Origin of the sequence: Paenibacillus sp. FSL R7-0345 (assembly GCF_038595055.1) — a bacterium.
GTDB lineage: Bacteria > Bacillota > Bacilli > Paenibacillales > Paenibacillaceae > Paenibacillus_AQ.
In genome coordinates, this window is the sequence record NZ_CP152002.1 from 2,297,114 (window position 1) to 2,313,222 (window position 16,109).

Below are 16,109 nucleotides of genomic sequence, written 5' to 3' on the forward strand. Positions count from 1 at the left end.
TTATCCGTTAAAAAGGAATGGAGAGGACTATTTGTACCTATGGAAAAATTAATGAAGCTGCGCGGCTTCTATCTTTTTTTGGGATTGGCCGGAGGCTCCTTCGGCTCTTACCTGACTCTGCTGCTGAAAGAGAATGGTATGGATCTCAGCCAGATCGGGATGATGATGGCGGCCGGTACACTGATTGCCATCTGTATTCAGCCGGTATGGGGGCTGATTGCCGACCGGTATAACCAGGCGCGTCTTGTGCTCATTCTGAGCGTAGCCGTACCGGCAGTACTGGCGGCCTTTTACCGGTTCGACTATTTTATCGTTATGCTGCTGATCTACACGGTGTCTACCATCTTCTCCGCCACACAGGCGCCTATCGCCGATTCTTACGCCATTGCTGCCGCGAACAAGGCGGGTTCCTCCTACGGCAGCATCCGGATGATGATGAGCATAGGAGCGGCTGTAGGGGCTTATGCGGGCGGGCAGTATATTGAGCTGTTTTCAGTATCGACCATCTGGCTGCCGTTTCTGCTGCTGAGCTCGGTAGCCGTAATTTTTGCCCTGACCCTGCCCAGACAGGCGGAAGAAAACCATATGATGAGCCAGTCCTTTTCACAGGGTGTAAAGCAGCTGCTCAGCAACCGGATTTTTCTGGCTTTTCTCGGCGGATGCTTTCTGGTTAACCAGACGATGGCCGCTTTCGGTACTTATTTTGTAGTCGCTTTTCAGTCAGTAGGGGGATCGGCGAGTTATGCCGGGATTGCCCTGTTTATCGCTTCTTTTACCAATGTGCCCTCCATGCTTTATGCCTCAAAGGTGATCCGCAAGCTGGGGCGCGAGCGTACACTGCTGATCGGGGCGCTGATCTATGTACTGCGCTGGGGCATCCAGGTGGCCTTCCCGTATCCTTCGGTTATGATCGGGGTGCAGGTGCTGCACGGGCTTTCCTTTGGCCTTTTCTATATCGCTGCAGTTGAATATGTATCCCAGATTACTTCTTCTGAGATTCAGGCGACCGGTCAAAGCGTGTTTAATATTGTTTTCTCCGGCTTTGCCGGCATTCTCGGCAACCTGCTAAACGGCCTGCTGCTCAGTGAGGGCGGTGTCGGGCTGATGAATCTGGCCTGCATGATAAGCGCTGCTGTCGGATCACTTCTGCTGCTTTATGTAGCCAGAAGCTCGCGCCGCAAGGTGCAGCTGCCGGTATCTTCAAACGGATTAAGCCTGTAGACGCAGGCGGCCGGCTGCAGCTTTTTAAGTAATTAGCGAAAGGGTGTTATGTTATGAAATCACGTGAACCGGTGCCGGCCAGCCGCTGGTACAGCACCGCTTTCCGCGTAAGATATCAGGAGACGGACCAGATGGGCGTGGTATATCATGCCAACTATCTGAGCTGGTTTGAAAGCGGGCGGACCGAGATGTTTCGCAGGCTTGGTTTTGCCTACCGCTCGCTTGAGGAGATGGGGGTCATGCTTCCCGTGACTGCTGCAGATTTGCAATTTAAAAGTCCGGCGCGCTATGATGATCTTATCGCCGTGTATGCACGGCTCAGCGTCTTTTCGCCTCTGAGGGTTGTATATCACTATGAAATCCGCCGGCTGGCGGACCGCACTGACAGTGGTGCTGACAACAGCTCCGGTAACAGCGTGAATTCCGGTCCGGTGGATGCGCCGCTTGCGGGCGAGCTTCTGGTCAGCGGTTCTACCTCTCATGTCTGGCTTAACAAGGACTGGAAGCCGGCAAGGCTGGACCGGGCGCTGCCCGAGCTGTACAATGCCATCACCGGGGCGCTGAGGGAAGAAGGAGGAACACAATGATTAGAAGCAAATGGCTGTGGGCTGCTATGTTTGTAATCCCGGCCGTGGAATTATTCGGGTTCATTTATGTAGCAAGTTTTCTCGGAGCACCCAAAACCCTGCTGATTATGGTAGTCACTTCAGTGATCGGCTTTCTGATGATGCAGTTTGAAGGTAAAAAGGTGCTGCAGGACAGCAAGGTACAAATGCAGGAGGGCAAGGTGCCCGGACGGACGATGCTGGACGGACTTTGTATTTTCTTCGGCGGCCTGATGCTGATCCTACCCGGCTTCGTTACGGATATAATCGGTTTTTCACTGGTATTTCCGCTGACCCGGCCGCTGTACCGGGTTTTTCTGCTGAAATGGATTGAGAAAAAAATGAAAAACGGCACTTTTACTTTTTACCGGAGGTAAAAGCGGGCGGCCGTTTGGAATGCTGGGATAGGTCAGGTAAGAGATAGCGCTTTGGTCGCAGTTTGCGGCCGGGGCGCTTTTTGTTTTCTTTGCATGGGAGCTCAATGGGGCTGGTGTGGAAGGCCGGGGAGGCATATTCCGGGTGAGTTATGACGGCGGATGCTAGAAAGTGCTTAAATTGCGGAGGACAGTACAGGCTAAAGCAATAAAGTGCCAGGCAATACTGAATAGTATTGCCTGATCCAAAAGGCAATCCCCAGATCCAAAAAGTACCTAGAATTATTGAACAGTAACTGCATAAGCCAGATGGTGCCAAGATAATGCTGAATGTGCCGGCATAGTAAGAAAGTACCTAACCGTACTGAATAGTACCGCCTGATCCTAGAAGTAACCCTCAGAAGCAAAAAGTACCTAGAAGTACTGAACAGTACCGCCAGATCCTAAAAGTAACTAGAAGTATTGAACAGTAACCACCTAAGCCAGATGGTACCTAGATATGCTGAGCAGTATCGGTTAACTATTGAAAGACCACTGGATCAAAAGTGTGTGAGTAAACTTGGGGTGTGATCTTTTGGTGCGACTATGCGTTAGTGAGCAGGCTAACGGACCGTAGCGACCTTATTTTCTCTAAAAGGAGCGTTTCGCTAAACTAACGGACCGTAGAGCCCTTATTACCTCATAAATCGCTGTTTTTGGGGGTGAATTCCTCAAATAAAGGCTCTGGTGTCCGTTAGCTTGTCCAAAACCCGATTATAGCGAAAATAAGGTCATCTGGGTCCGTTAGCACAGGTAGGGCAGCTAGATCAGCAACAAAAAGGCCCCTGATTCCGCCGCAAGCAGGCGAACGCGCCAAATCAAAGGCAAAAATGCCCCTGATCCCGCCGCAAGCAGGCGAACGCACCAAATCAAAGGCAAAAATGCCCCTGATCCCGCCGCAAGCAGGCGAACGCGCCAAATCAAAGGCAAAAATGCCCCTGATCCCGCCGCAAGCAGGCGAACGCGCCAAATCAAAGGCAAAAATGCCTCTGATTTCGCCGGAAGCAGGCAAACGTGCCAAATCAAAGGCAAAATTGCCTCTGATTTCGCCGGAAGCAACCTAACGCGCCAAATCAGCCGCAAACTAGCCTCTACCCACTCCACGCGCTTAATGCAATTTGCCATTCACAATATAGCTGTGCAGCGCCCGGAAGACGCCGGCGCGGCTGAAGGCGCCCAGCACGACGAGGACGACCGGGCCGACCAGAAGGCCGAGCATACCGAACAGCTGCAAGCCGGCGAACATGCCGATCAGCATGGAGAGCGGATCGACCCCGATGCTGCTGGCCAGCACCTTAGGCTCCAGCACCTGGCGGGTGATAAGGATAATGCCGTAGAGCACCAGCAGGCCGACGGCGAGTGCCAGATTGCCGGTCATGTAGGAATAGAGCGCCCAGGGTAGCATGATGATGCCTACTCCGAGGTAAGGGATGGTATCAATCAGGCCGATGGTGAGTCCAATCACAAAAGCGGAATTAACGCCGAGCAGCAGGAGGCCGATGATGACGATGAACGTCGTAACGGATATGAGCACTGCCTGGGCCCGCAGGTAGCCGACCAGCGCTTTGCGCAGATCATTCCAAATGTTAGTTACCGGGCGAAGAAGGGGAACAGGCAGAATTCCGGTCAGTCTGGCAGTATGACGCTCCCAGCCGGTGCTGAGGAAGAAGGCGGCCAGCACGATGACGATCAGGATCGTTCCGAGGCTGGGCAGCGCCGACACCAGCTTCAGAATCATATTGAAAAAACCGGTAATCAGCTCCGTTACGAATTGGCCGACTGTTTCTGTGGTCCGGTTAATATTGCTGTCAATTGTATCGTGATATCCCGGATTATCGTGGTAAAACTGGTTGATCTGGTTAATAATATTCTGGATACTTGCATTGCGGCTCAGTGACATCAGCAGCTCCCGCCATTCATCGGTATGCAGATCAAATGTCTGGAGCAGCACAATCAGCTCTTTGACAAGACGGGTAATCAGGGCAGTCAATACCAGTGCGGTTCCCCCGATATAAAAGAGCAGCGACAGCACGACGGCCAGCCAGCCCGGCAGCTTAAAGCCCTTCAGGATCAGCACCAGCGGATGAATGAGATAGGCCAGCAGCCAGGCGAGCAGCAGCGGATAGATCAGCGGCAGCAGCAGATATACGGCCAGCAGCAGGCCTGCACCGGCGAGGACGACCCACAGGCCGCGCAGCACTTTTTTAACCAGCGGCGAATCCATTGCCCATCCCTCCCGTCAGACTGTTTTACTCGGAATAACAGCTCGTCTTATGTATATTCAGGGATCGGATTTACAGACTATGAAACATAAAGAAGTGACGCATAACATCAAAAAACAGGACATTACATATAAACTGAAAGCGCAATCATGAAACGGGTGAGCGGAATGTTTTTTTCTATCTCTCCGATAAAATCATTTGATGCCAAACAAAGCTCCCATGTTGTTCACATAACCGTCAAAATCCGGTATGATAATTAAAGCTTCTGTTTCGAAAGTTAGTTGCAATCCCCGGAAGGGGTATTCCTGCCTATTTTTCATGATTCTTATCTTTTAAATTGTAAATGTTTTCATGATGAGAGGAACGGCTTTTACACCCTCGTTGGCAAAGGAGAGATATACTATGACAGCTACTAAAGGCCTGGAAGGCATCGTCGCTACGACTTCCTCAATCAGCTCGATTGTGGATGGCGTACTCACTTACCGCGGATATGATATTGATGATCTGGCGGCCAATGCGACATTTGAAGAGACTGCTTATTTGCTGTGGTTCGGGAATTTGCCGACTACTCCGGAGCTGCAGGCTCTGCAGCGTGACCTCAGTGCTTTTGCACAGGTTCCGGATGAGGTCATTGCCCAGATGAAGCTTTATCCCAAGGAAACGAACACGATGGCCGCGCTGCGTACCGCAGTATCGAGCCTTGCGCTGTACGATGAAGCCGCCGATGATATGAGCCGTGAAGCCAATGAAATAAAAGCAGTGAAACTGCAGGCACAAATACCTACGCTTGTAGCAGCTCTGGCGCGTATCCGTAAGGGTCTTGAGCCGGTAGCTCCCAAGGAAGGCGTTTCAATCGCCGAGAATTTCCTGTATATGCTCTGGGGCAGACAACCGGACATTGTATCTGTAAAAGCACTGGATGCGGCACTTGTGCTGCATGCCGACCATGAGCTGAATGCGTCCACTTTTGCCAGCCGGGTAACTGTGGCTACACTCTCCGACATTTATTCCGGTGTAACCTCGGCAATCGGCGCGCTTAAAGGACCGCTGCACGGCGGTGCAAATGAAGCCGTCATGAAGATGCTGGAGGAGATCGGCAGTCTGGATGCTGTTGAACCGTATATCAACGGCAAGCTGGAGCGGCGCGAGAAAATTATGGGCTTCGGGCACCGTGTTTACAAGAACGGCGATCCGCGCGCCAAACATCTGATGAAGATGTCGCAGGAGCTTGGAACCATGAAGAATGATACTACGCTCTACGATATGTCTGTAAAGATTGAAGAGCTGATTACCGGGCAAAAAGGGCTGAAGCCGAACGTCGATTTCTATTCGGCCTCCGTGTATACACAGCTGGGCATTGAACGCGAGCTGTTCACCCCGATTTTTGCAATTAGCCGGACTTCGGGCTGGACTGCACATATTCTGGAGCAATACGAGGACAACCGGATCATCCGTCCGCGCGCGGAATATACGGGAATGCTTGAACAGAAATATGTACCGGTAGACGAGAGATAGGCAGGGGACTTGCAGGCTGCAGCCCCCCTTAGTAGAATTAGAGCTATGCAAGTAATGCTATATATTGTACCGTTGAACCCGGCAGACGTTTCTGCTTCGCCTTTTCTTGAGAACGATTAAGCATTCCGGAGACGTCTGCTGCTACTATACTTTTAGGAGGAATCCCCACACATGTTGAAACTGGAGAAATATGACTTGCCTACAGAAGGCGAACAAATCACGATTGAAGACGGCAAACTGGTGGTTCCGGCTAATCCGATTATTCCGTTTATCGAAGGTGACGGCACCGGCCGCGACATCTGGAAAGCTTCCAAGCGGGTGCTGGATGCTGCTGTTGACAAGGCGTACGGCGGTGACAAGAAAATTGCTTGGTACGAAGTATTTGCCGGCGAGAAAGCCTTCAATACATATGGTGAATGGCTGCCGAATGATACGCTGGAAGCAATCCGTGAGTATATCGTAGCGATCAAAGGCCCGCTGACCACTCCGATCGGCGGCGGTATCCGTTCCCTGAACGTGGCACTGCGCCAGGAGCTGGACTTGTACGTGTGTCTGCGTCCGGTACGTTATTTTGACGGCGTGCCTTCACCGGTGAAGCATCCGGAGCTTGTGGATATGGTTATTTTCCGTGAGAATACAGAGGATATTTATGCAGGTATCGAGTATAAAGAAGGCTCCGAGGAAGTGAAAAAGGTAATCGAATTCCTTCAGAAGGAAATGGGTGTTAACAAGATCCGCTTCCCGGAAACCTCCGGTATCGGTATCAAGCCTGTATCCTCCGAAGGTTCGAAGCGTCTGGTGCGCTCTGCAGTGGAATATGCGATCAAGCACGGCCGCAAGAGTGTTACCCTGGTGCATAAGGGCAATATCATGAAGTTCACTGAAGGTGCCTTTAAGAACTGGGGCTACGAAGTGGCTGAGCAGGAGTTCGGCGACAAGGTATTTACCTGGAACCAGTACGATGTGATCAAAGAGAAGGACGGCGAAGCAGCAGCAAATGCAGCCCAGAGCGAAGCCGTTGCTGCCGGCAAAATCATCATCAAGGATGCAATTGCGGACATCGCACTGCAGCAGGTGCTGACCCGTCCGACAGATTTTGACGTTATTGCCACATTGAACCTGAACGGTGACTACCTGTCTGATGCCCTGGCTGCACAGATCGGCGGCATCGGTATCGCACCTGGAGCGAACATTAACTACGTGACCGGTCATGCTATTTTTGAAGCGACTCACGGAACAGCTCCTAAATATGCGGATAAGGATGTTGTGAATCCGGGCTCCGTTATCCTTTCCGGCGTTATGCTGCTTGAGCATCTCGGCTGGCAGGAAGCGGCGGACCTGATCTACAAGGGCATGAGCACTGCGATCAATAACAAGACAGTAACTTATGACTTTGCCCGCCAGATGGAAGGCGCGACAGAGCTGAAATGCTCCGCATTCGCTGACGAAATTATCAACAACCTGTAATTGGTAATCCGAATGAATCGGGCCGGAGGAAGCTGTATGCTTCCGAGGCCCGTTTTGTGCGAGAAGGACCATAGATAAAAATTAATCTAAAATTCAGGAGGTCCCCCAATGGCTATCAAACGTTATAAAATTACCGTCGTGGGCGCCGGTTTTACCGGAGCAACAACCGCGCTTATGCTCGCCCAGAAGGAGCTTGGCAATGTCGTACTGATTGATATCCCGCAGCTGGAGAACCCGACTAAAGGGAAGGCGCTGGATATGCAGGAAGCGGGTCCGGTTGTGAAATTCGACAGCCAGATCACCGGAACTTCGGATTATGAGGATGCGGCCGATTCAGATATCGTTATTATCACGGCAGGTATTGCCCGTAAGCCGGGAATGAGCCGTGATGATCTGGTGAATACCAATGCTTCGGTTGTCAAATCCGTATGTGAGAACATCAAACGCGTCGCTCCTGAGTCAATTGTCATTATTCTAAGCAATCCGGTTGATGCGATGACTTATGTCGCATACAACACTCTTGAATTCCCGAAGAACCGTGTGATCGGACAGTCCGGGGTGCTGGATACGGCCCGTTACTGCACCTTTATCGCCCAGGAGCTTAATGTTTCCGTAGAGGATGTACGCGGCTTCGTGCTTGGCGGACACGGTGATGATATGGTTCCTCTTGTGCGTTATTCCAGTGTAGGCGGCATTCCGGTGGATAAGCTGATTCCGGAGGAACGCATTGCCGAGATCGTGCAGCGTACCCGTGTAGGCGGCGGAGAGATTGTCAGTCTGCTCGGCAACGGCAGCGCTTACTATGCTCCCGCGGCTTCCCTGGTGCAGATGACCGAGGCTATCCTAAAGGACAAGAAACGGATTATTCCAGTAATTGCTCTGCTGGAAGGTGAATACGGCTATGACAGCCTGTTCATGGGAGTACCTGCTTTGCTTGGAGCAGACGGTATCGAGAAGATCTACGAGCTGGAGCTTACAGCAGAAGAGAAGGCGGCGCTGGATAAGTCGGCCGATTCCGTACGTGCTGTCACAGCTGCGGTAAACGTCTGATTGTCACATGGGACCAATGCCCATTCTATCATCAAAGAGAACGGGTCTTCTTTTCTTATACAGCATAGTCAGTTATAATTAGGATGTAACTTTTATCACAGCGACTAATAGAGGAGGTAAAGGATGGACCGTTTTCTGTATTTATTACATATGATCGGGACCCTGGCACTTGGCTTCTATCTGGTGCTGCCGTTTGTGCTAAGCGGGGCGCAGAAGCTCTCGGCTCCGGCAAGAGAGGGTACGCTGAGCGCGATTACCGGCTTTAACCGTTTTGCCCAGTACGGGCTGGTCATTCAGCTGCTGACCGGCGGCTACATGATGTCACAGGGTGATTATTCTGTAGCCTGGATGATCGTCGTGGTTGTGCTGCTTCTGGCCATGTTTGCGCTCGGAGGGATTATGGGCAAGCCGTTGCGTTTGGCTGCGGCGGGAATCCGCGAGAACCGTGATGTATCATCTTACACAGCCAAGCTGCGGACGATGAGTCTGCTGCTCATGATTGTTCTGCTTGCGATGATCTTCTTCATGGTGTACAGACGGATTATTTAACTGATGAATCGGGAAATAGCCCCGGCGGCTGCGGCTGCCGGGGCTATTAAATTTGTATTCGTGTAGCGGTGAAGCCCTCCTGATCGCCGGAGGCACTACGGATACAGGGCTGGTGCTGGCCCGTTCCGGTGTCCGGCTGGAGGAAAGCTCCGTGTCCGGCAAGGGTTTACTGACATTGAGGTTGCTGCGGAGCTGCAGACGGTGCTGTCGGCAACTGTAAATGATGGAGGCAAAGGCTCTCCCTTTACCCGGAAGTCCTGGAGCCGGACGGCAGCCAGAAAAACTCGGTTATAACTGGCATATTGTAACTGGAGAAGACCGCTTCCTCTGACAGCCAGCGGTCTTTAGTATAAGCGCTATACCGTTACAGCAGCTCCTCCAGAGCAAACACGCCGCTCCGCTCAAATTCAGCCAGAATGCCCGGAGGCAGCAGCATTTGCAGCTCTTGTCGGGTACACCATTTATAGGCGGTATGCTCTTCAGAGAGCAAAACATGAATATCTTCACTCCGGCAGAGGTACGTGATAATTACAACCTGTCTGCCGGGATCCGTCAGAAAGGAAGCAGCATATAAAACATTTCCGACTGTAACGCTCAGGCCGGTCTCCTCCGCAATCTCCCGCTCCAGTGCGGCTTCCAGCCCTTCGCCAAAATCAATTTTTCCTCCCGGGCATTCCCAGCTTCCCGCTCCAATTACATCAGCCGCAGCACGCCGGACGATCAGTATTTTACCTTGATGCAGTACGGCCCCCTTAACAGCCACGATGATGCTCCGTGAACTTCTGGTCATAACTCTTGCGCCTCCCTTTACGCTGCTTTTTTCCAGCCCTCTTAGACACCTTGATACATTATATCCGCACAACAGGCAGGCAACGACTGAATTTTTTTGTTTGGCCAGCTTTTAACTGTGGTAAGTAACATAGCGTAAGCGAAAAAGCGCTTAACAAACAGCGCATAAACCAGCTATCCTTAGCCATCCTAATACGATGTATAACTTCGAGAAGTGTAAAAGCGAAAGGAGAAATGGATCATGCCAGACAATCAGCAAACTAAAAAAACATTGCCCCCGCAGGTACAGGACCAGCAGCCCGGTATTGAGAGTGAGATGAATCCGTTGCCGGAGTTTGAAACCTCCACCTATAAAGCAGCAGGCAAGCTGCTGGGCAAGGCAGCGCTCATTACCGGCGGAGACAGCGGAATCGGCCGGGCGGTAGCTGTACATTTTGCCAAAGAGGGCGCCGATGTCGTTGTTTCCTATCTGAATGAGCATAGTGACGCGGAGGAAACGAAACGCCAGGTTGAGCAGGAAGGGCGTAAGTGCATTCTTGTAGCCGGAGATATCGGAGTAGAGGCTTTCTGCCAGGACCTGATAAACAAGACGGTCGAGGGACTCGGCAAGCTGGATATCCTGATCAACAATGCAGCTGAGCAGCATCCGCAGGACAATATTGAGGACATTACCTCCGAACAGCTGGAGCGGACATTCCGCACGAATATATTCTCGATGTTCTACCTGACCAAGGCAGCGATGCCGCATCTGAAAAAAGGGTCGACGATCATCAACACGACTTCGATTACAGCCTACCGGGGAAGCCCGCAGCTGCTGGATTACTCATCCACGAAGGGCGCGATTCTCAGCTTCACCCGCTCCCTGTCGATGAATCTGGCGGAAAAAGGCATCCGTGTTAACGCGGTGGCTCCCGGCCCGATCTGGACGCCGCTGATTCCTTCCACCTTTGATGCGGAAAAAGTCAGTGAGTTCGGTGCCACGCAGCCGATGAAACGTCCGGGACAGCCGGAGGAGCTTGCGCCAGCATATGTGTATCTGGCTTCCAGTGACTCCTCTTATGTCAGCGGCCAGGTCATTCATGTAAACGGCGGCGAGATTATTAACGGATGATCTGGATTTTTTATGCAAAATAGTGTTATTATATATGACGTCAGTAACAGCATATGAACTGTCACTAGGGGTGCCGCAAGGCTGAGACGAACGTTTGGTTCGGACCCTTTGAACCTGATCTGGTTTATACCAGCGTAGGGAAGTGGATGAACGTTGTTTTGCAGTGCGAACGGTCCGGAGATCCGGCTGTTATTTCTGTATACGTTTTTCACCGCCTCCTGGTTGGAGGCGGTTTTTTTGTGTGGATCTGAGAAATGAAAATGAAAGGGAAGGTGGAGGAGCGTTGGCCGAAATACATCTGCTCTCGGACGGGAAGCTGGATGCGGTTCAGTTTGCTGCCCTCGCAGCCGCTGTTCATCCGCAGCTTGACTATATTCATTTACGTGAAAAGAGGTTATCGGCGCAGGAGCTGCTTAATATGGCTTTAATCCTGCTGTCAGAGGGTGTGCCTGCCGCCAAACTGATTATCAATGACCGGCTGGATGTGGCAATGGCTCTTGGAGCTGCCGGTGTTCAGCTGGCCTGGAACAGTCTGCCTGTCTCTGCTGCACGGCTGGCAGCGGGCCACTCCCTGCAGCTGGGATCATCGGTGCATTCCGCTGCAGAGATTATAGAAGCGGGTAATCAGGGTGCTGATTATTGTCTGTTTGGACATGTGTTTGCTTCAATCAGCAAACCAGGCCTGAAGGAGCGCGGTTTAACTCTTTTGAAAGAGGCTGTGAATACTAGCAATATTCCAATAATCGCACTCGGGGGCATTACGCCGGAGAATATGCCGCAAGTGCTGCAGACTGGTGCAACAGGGATAGCGGTAATGTCCGGCATATGCGGCGCGGATGATCCTGCATCGGCTGCACAAGCCTACAGGACCGCAGCTGATGGGGCTGCCGCCAAAGGAGGTGAGAAAGCATGAATCTCATAGTCAATGGCAAAGCAGAAATATACAAAGAGAACTGCAGGACCGTGGCTGATTTGCTTAGTCTGCCTGCCTGGAACAGAAAAATGGTTATTGTTGAGCTGAACGGCGACATTGTTGCCAGGGAGAACTATAATACCGCTCTTCTGGGCGAGGGGGACAGGATTGAGGTGGTGCATTTTGTGGGAGGAGGCTAGTTTTCCTTATTAAAGTAGATGGATTCCGGGGGATATTTTGCGTAGCTTACAAAAAGCGGGTTACAAATTTAAATGCAGGAGGCTTATCAGATGTCAGATCCTTTAATAATCGGAGGCCAGGCCTTGTCCAGCAGACTGTTTATCGGAACCGGGAAATACAGCCGGAATACCCTTATCCCTGAGGTGGTGGAAGCTTCGGGCTCACAGGTCATTACAGTGGCCCTCCGGCGTGTAGACCCGGACAGCAATGATAATATCATCAGTCATATTCCGGACCGTATGATCCTGCTGCCCAACACTTCCGGTGCCCGGACTGCTGAAGAAGCGGTCCGTATAGCCAGACTGGCCAAGGCTTCCGGTCTAGGCAATTGGGTAAAGATCGAAGTAATCAATGATCAGAAATATCTGCTGCCCGATAATGCGGAAACGATCCGCGCCACGGAAATTCTGGCCTCCGAAGGCTTTGTGGTGCTTCCTTATATGAGCCCTGACTTATCCGCAGCCCTTCGCATGCAAGAAGCGGGTGCTGCAGCAGTCATGCCGCTTGGATCGCCCATAGGCACAAACCGGGGGCTAAGAACACGTGAGCTGCTGCGCATCCTGATTGCGGAGCTTGACCTTCCGGTTATTGTAGATGCCGGAATAGGCAGGCCGTCTGAAGCAGCAGAAGCGATGGAGATGGGCGCTGCCGGTGTGCTGCTGAATACGGCTATCGCCACCGCACGGAATCCGCAGCTCATGGCTTCGGCATTCCGCGATGCCGTAGCTGCAGGCCGTAAGGCCTACCTGGCCGGATTGGGCCCTGTTGAGGAGACGGCTGCAGCTTCGTCGCCACTGACGGGATTTCTGGACTGATAGACATAGGGACAAGCGCAAAGGAGGAGTGAAATGGGGTTTTATGAGACCGCCCGCCGTCTAAGCGAGCAGGCAGATTCTGAAATATGGGAGAAGTATACTAAGGACGATGTAATGCGTACACTCCGGAAAGAACAGCTGGATGAGCGTGATCTGCAGATTCTGCTGTCTCCTGCAGCGGCAGACTGCCTGGAAGAAATGGCCCGTTGTGCCCTAAGGCTGACCCGGACGCATTTCGGACATGTCATGCAGCTTTTTACACCGATGTATCTTGCAGATTTCTGCATAAATCACTGTACGTACTGCAGCTTCAGCTCCATTTATGATTTCCCGAGAAAAAAGCTCAGTCCTGAGGAAGTAAGGCAGGAAGCCAAGGCGATAGCAGCTACAGGCATCCGGCACATTCTGATTCTGACAGGGGAATCCCGCAAGGAAAGCCCCGTTTCTTATATCAAGGAATGCGTTAAAATACTCAGGGAGTATTTCTCTTCTGTCAGCATTGAAGTGAACCCGTTGTCTGAAGACGAATACAAGGAGCTTAAGGAAGCTGGTGTAGACGGGCTAACCCTGTATCAGGAAGTCTACCATGAGGAGACGTACCGCAAGCTGCATATCAAAGGGCCCAAAAAAATCTACCGCAACAGGATGGATGCACCTGAGAGGGGCTGCCGGGCCGGCTTCAGGACAGTAAATATCGGGGCCCTGCTCGGGATGTATGACTGGAGGCGGGAAGCTTTATTTACGGCTATGCATGCGAGATACCTTCAGGACAAATACCCTGAATGTGAAATCGGTGTGTCCGTACCGCGTTTCCGTCCTTTTCTGGGAGAATACAATCCGGAGCATATAGTCACTGACCGGGCTCTGGTGCAGATTATTCTGGCTTACCGGCTCTTTCTGCCCAGGGCGGGTATTACGCTGTCGACCCGCGAACCGTCTGCTTTAAGAGACCGCCTCATCCATCTGGGAGTAACCAAAATGTCTGCCGGGGTATCCACGGAGGTGGGAGGGCATACCCTGGAGGGTGGAACACCGCAGTTTGAAATCTCCGACGGACGCAGTGTGCAGGAAATAAGCAGGATGCTCAGAGCAAACAGCCTGCAGCCGGTATACAAGGACTGGGATATTCTAGAGTCTGTCTAAATGAGCGAGAACGGAAGAGAAGATATACAAAGGCCGCTTTACCTCAAAGCAGCGTAAGCTGTCCATGGTTAAGCGGCTTTTCGCGGTTCATCGTCCATTTTCCCCTAACTTTGAAGTAACCCCTTTCATGCGCGGCTGAGTGTGATATGATAATAACTAATTGCAGCAAATTTTAGACAACCTGGGACTGATGAGAGGAGCCGGAATGAAGATGCGGAATTTTGAAGAAAGCATTTATAATCTGATCGTAGAGACCTCCACTAATTTGCCGGGTGATGTGCGCCGGGCCGTTGCCAAAGGACGTGCAATGGAAGACCGCGCCACCCGTTCGGGCCTTGCCCTGACCACGATTGCGCAGAATATCGGCATGGCCGAGCTTCAGGTATCACCAATCTGCCAGGATACGGGGATGCCGACCTTTATCATTCATACGCCTGTCGGCGTCAATCAGATTGAGATGAAAAAGGATATCCACAGTGCGGTGATCCGGGCGACGAAGAACGGGAAGCTGCGGCCCAATTCGGTAGATTCGCTGACCGGTGAGAACAGCGGTGATAATCTCGGGGCAGGGACACCGGTTATTCATTTCGAACAATGGGAAGAAGAAAATATAGACGTAAGGCTGATCCTTAAAGGCGGCGGCTGTGAAAATAAAAATATCCAGTACAGCCTCCCGGCCGAGCTCGAAGGACTGGGTAAAGCGGGCCGCGACTTGGACGGCATCCGTAAATGTATCCTGCATGCCGTCTATCAGGCACAGGGGCAAGGCTGCAGCGCCGGCTTTATCGGCGTCGGCATCGGCGGAGACCGGACCACCGGCTATGAGCTGGCGAAGAAACAGCTGTTCCGCAAGGTTGAAGATATCAACCCGGTGGAAGATCTGGCCAAGCTGGAGGATTACATTATGGATAACGCCAACAAGCTGGGCATTGGCACGATGGGCTTCGGCGGGGAAGTTACCCTGCTCGGCTGCAAGGTGGGTGTGATGAACCGGCTGCCGGCCAGCTTCTTCGTGTCGGTAGCCTATAATTGCTGGGCCTTCCGCCGCCAGGGCATTCTGGTGGAGCCCGCAACGGGCAATATCGGGGATTGGCTCTATGAGCGCGGTACAGGCATTTCGGTAGAGGAAGCGGATGTGCCTGTGGCTGTAGCTGCCCACCATCCGGCTGCTGCAGAAGCAGGCGTTGTCTCCGGTGATGCGGTCATCCCGGCGGCCCCCGCGATTGCGGCTGCTGACGCTGCAGCTCCGGCCGGGTCTGACTCCGCAGCTGCTGCTGGAGGCTCGCGGGAAGTGCGGCTGACTACACCGATCAGCGAGGAGGATATCCGCAGCCTGCGGGTCGGCGACGTCGTCATTCTCTCCGGGGAAATGCATACCGGCCGTGATGCGCTGCATAAATACCTGATGGACCATGACACTCCGGTCGATCTGAACGGTGCGGTTATTTATCACTGCGGTCCGGTTATGCTGAAGGATGATGAAGGCTGGCACGTTAAGGCGGCAGGCCCGACCACCAGTATCCGTGAGGAGCCGTACCAGGGTGAGATTATCAAGAAATTCGGGATCCGCGCCGTCATCGGCAAAGGCGGAATGGGACCCAAAACGCTCACGGCGCTGCAGGAGCACGGCGGAGTCTATCTGAACGCCATCGGCGGAGCGGCGCAATATTACGCGGAATGCATTAAAAAGGTTAATGCTGTTGACTTTATGGAATTCGGGATACCAGAAGCGATGTGGCATCTTCAGGTAGATGGCTTTGCCGCCATCGTAACGATGGATTCACACGGTAACAGCCTGCATGCCGATGTAGAAAAGGATTCAGCGGCCAAGCTCGCCCAGTTCAAGGAGCCGGTATTCAAATAAACAGAATGAATCATAATCTTACAGGAAGCCTTCTTTCATATTCCGGAAAGAAGGCTTTTTGACATTAATTTAGCTTGACAGCGCATACATGGACATGGTAATTTTTACTTGGGAAACCGGTTTCCTTAATGACACCTCAGATTTGCAAGTGATGTGATTGGGATTCACAGGCAGCAGATTTCTTATGCAGTT

At 52.2% G+C, this 16,109-nt stretch carries 16 protein-coding genes and 1 riboswitch; of the genes, 14 read left to right on the forward strand and 2 right to left on the reverse strand.

The window, feature by feature from the left end:
- Positions 1-39 precede the first annotated feature (39 nt).
- The 4 genes from NST84_RS09540 to NST84_RS09555 all read left to right on the forward strand — a co-directional run bounded on the left by NST84_RS09540 (position 40) and on the right by NST84_RS09555 (position 3,303).
- Complete coding sequence (locus NST84_RS09540) at positions 40-1,221, forward strand: MFS transporter (protein ID WP_342565353.1); 1,182 nt, start codon at positions 40-42, stop codon at positions 1,219-1,221.
- 53 nt (positions 1,222-1,274) lie between these two features.
- The gene (locus NST84_RS09545) at positions 1,275-1,808 is read left to right on the forward strand and encodes a thioesterase family protein (RefSeq protein WP_342565354.1); all 534 of its coding nucleotides are present in this window, start codon (positions 1,275-1,277) and stop codon (positions 1,806-1,808) included.
- The gene (locus NST84_RS09550; RefSeq protein ID WP_342565355.1) at positions 1,805-2,203 is read left to right on the forward strand and encodes an FxsA family protein; all 399 of its coding nucleotides are present in this window, start codon (positions 1,805-1,807) and stop codon (positions 2,201-2,203) included. Before NST84_RS09545 ends, NST84_RS09550 begins: the two co-directional genes overlap by 4 nt.
- A gap of 866 nt (positions 2,204-3,069) precedes the next feature.
- Positions 3,070-3,303, forward strand: a complete 234-nt coding sequence (locus NST84_RS09555) for a hypothetical protein (RefSeq protein ID WP_342565356.1) — start codon at positions 3,070-3,072, stop codon at positions 3,301-3,303.
- Between the two features lie 44 nt (positions 3,304-3,347).
- On the opposite strand, the gene ytvI is transcribed toward NST84_RS09555, so the two are convergent.
- Positions 3,348-4,463, reverse strand: a complete 1,116-nt coding sequence (gene ytvI, locus NST84_RS09560) for a sporulation integral membrane protein YtvI (protein WP_342565357.1) — start codon at positions 4,461-4,463, stop codon at positions 3,348-3,350.
- A 400-nt stretch (positions 4,464-4,863) separates the two neighbouring features.
- On the opposite strand from ytvI, the gene citZ reads away from it, so the two are divergent.
- The 4 genes from citZ (at position 4,864) to NST84_RS09580 (ending at position 9,042) form a co-directional block, all read left to right on the forward strand.
- Positions 4,864-5,976: a citrate synthase gene (gene citZ, locus NST84_RS09565; protein WP_342565358.1), complete on the forward strand. Its 1,113-nt coding sequence runs from the start codon at positions 4,864-4,866 to the stop codon at positions 5,974-5,976.
- A gap of 171 nt (positions 5,977-6,147) precedes the next feature.
- A complete protein-coding gene (gene icd / locus NST84_RS09570) occupies positions 6,148-7,443 on the forward strand; it encodes an NADP-dependent isocitrate dehydrogenase (protein WP_342565359.1) in 1,296 nt (431 codons plus the stop codon).
- A gap of 108 nt (positions 7,444-7,551) precedes the next feature.
- Complete coding sequence (mdh, locus tag NST84_RS09575; protein WP_342565360.1) at positions 7,552-8,493, forward strand: malate dehydrogenase; 942 nt, start codon at positions 7,552-7,554, stop codon at positions 8,491-8,493.
- A gap of 123 nt (positions 8,494-8,616) precedes the next feature.
- Positions 8,617-9,042: a hypothetical protein gene (locus NST84_RS09580; RefSeq protein WP_342565361.1), complete on the forward strand. Its 426-nt coding sequence runs from the start codon at positions 8,617-8,619 to the stop codon at positions 9,040-9,042.
- Between the two features lie 364 nt (positions 9,043-9,406).
- Here the strand turns inward: NST84_RS09580 and NST84_RS09585 are convergent, their stop codons facing one another.
- The gene (locus NST84_RS09585) at positions 9,407-9,832 is read right to left on the reverse strand and encodes an NUDIX domain-containing protein (protein ID WP_342565362.1); all 426 of its coding nucleotides are present in this window, start codon (positions 9,830-9,832) and stop codon (positions 9,407-9,409) included.
- A gap of 240 nt (positions 9,833-10,072) precedes the next feature.
- On the opposite strand from NST84_RS09585, the gene NST84_RS09590 reads away from it, so the two are divergent.
- The 6 genes from NST84_RS09590 (at position 10,073) to NST84_RS09615 (ending at position 15,917) form a co-directional block, all read left to right on the forward strand.
- Entirely contained in the window at positions 10,073-10,942 is an 870-nt protein-coding gene (locus NST84_RS09590) for an SDR family oxidoreductase (protein WP_342565363.1), read from the forward strand.
- A 56-nt stretch (positions 10,943-10,998) separates the two neighbouring features.
- A riboswitch (TPP riboswitch) is annotated at positions 10,999-11,100 on the forward strand.
- Positions 11,101-11,225: 125 nt separating this feature from the next.
- Positions 11,226-11,855 (forward strand): thiamine phosphate synthase, encoded by a 630-nt coding sequence (locus tag NST84_RS09595; RefSeq protein WP_342565364.1) that lies wholly within the window; start codon positions 11,226-11,228, stop codon positions 11,853-11,855.
- Complete coding sequence (gene thiS, locus NST84_RS09600) at positions 11,852-12,055, forward strand: sulfur carrier protein ThiS (protein ID WP_342565365.1); 204 nt, start codon at positions 11,852-11,854, stop codon at positions 12,053-12,055. The genes NST84_RS09595 and thiS overlap by 4 nt, the downstream gene beginning before the upstream one ends.
- A 90-nt stretch (positions 12,056-12,145) precedes the next feature.
- Positions 12,146-12,910, forward strand: coding sequence for a thiazole synthase (locus NST84_RS09605; protein WP_342565366.1), 765 nt, complete (start codon positions 12,146-12,148; stop codon positions 12,908-12,910).
- 33 nt (positions 12,911-12,943) lie between these two features.
- Complete coding sequence (gene thiH / locus NST84_RS09610) at positions 12,944-14,053, forward strand: 2-iminoacetate synthase ThiH (RefSeq protein ID WP_342565367.1); 1,110 nt, start codon at positions 12,944-12,946, stop codon at positions 14,051-14,053.
- Between the two features lie 211 nt (positions 14,054-14,264).
- On the forward strand, positions 14,265-15,917 hold the full coding sequence (locus tag NST84_RS09615) for a fumarate hydratase (protein ID WP_342566385.1): 1,653 nt from the start codon (positions 14,265-14,267) through the stop codon (positions 15,915-15,917).
- Positions 15,918-16,109 lie beyond the last annotated feature (192 nt).

Bases quoted from the DNA above. Each gene is read 5' to 3' on its own strand.
- NST84_RS09540 (WP_342565353.1), top strand. From the start codon at position 40: ATGGAAAAATTAATGAAGCTGCGCGGCTTCTATCTTTTTTTGGGATTG.
- NST84_RS09545 (WP_342565354.1), top strand. From the start codon at position 1,275: ATGAAATCACGTGAACCGGTGCCGGCCAGCCGCTGGTACAGCACCGCT.
- NST84_RS09550 (WP_342565355.1), top strand. From the start codon at position 1,805: ATGATTAGAAGCAAATGGCTGTGGGCTGCTATGTTTGTAATCCCGGCC.
- NST84_RS09555 (WP_342565356.1), top strand. From the start codon at position 3,070: ATGCCCCTGATCCCGCCGCAAGCAGGCGAACGCACCAAATCAAAGGCA.
- ytvI (WP_342565357.1), bottom strand. From the start codon at position 4,463: ATGGATTCGCCGCTGGTTAAAAAAGTGCTGCGCGGCCTGTGGGTCGTC.
- citZ (WP_342565358.1), top strand. From the start codon at position 4,864: ATGACAGCTACTAAAGGCCTGGAAGGCATCGTCGCTACGACTTCCTCA.
- icd (WP_342565359.1), top strand. From the start codon at position 6,148: ATGTTGAAACTGGAGAAATATGACTTGCCTACAGAAGGCGAACAAATC.
- mdh (WP_342565360.1), top strand. From the start codon at position 7,552: ATGGCTATCAAACGTTATAAAATTACCGTCGTGGGCGCCGGTTTTACC.
- NST84_RS09580 (WP_342565361.1), top strand. From the start codon at position 8,617: ATGGACCGTTTTCTGTATTTATTACATATGATCGGGACCCTGGCACTT.
- NST84_RS09585 (WP_342565362.1), bottom strand. From the start codon at position 9,832: ATGACCAGAAGTTCACGGAGCATCATCGTGGCTGTTAAGGGGGCCGTA.
- NST84_RS09590 (WP_342565363.1), top strand. From the start codon at position 10,073: ATGCCAGACAATCAGCAAACTAAAAAAACATTGCCCCCGCAGGTACAG.
- thiS (WP_342565365.1), top strand. From the start codon at position 11,852: ATGAATCTCATAGTCAATGGCAAAGCAGAAATATACAAAGAGAACTGC.
- NST84_RS09605 (WP_342565366.1), top strand. From the start codon at position 12,146: ATGTCAGATCCTTTAATAATCGGAGGCCAGGCCTTGTCCAGCAGACTG.
- thiH (WP_342565367.1), top strand. From the start codon at position 12,944: ATGGGGTTTTATGAGACCGCCCGCCGTCTAAGCGAGCAGGCAGATTCT.
- NST84_RS09615 (WP_342566385.1), top strand. From the start codon at position 14,265: ATGCGGAATTTTGAAGAAAGCATTTATAATCTGATCGTAGAGACCTCC.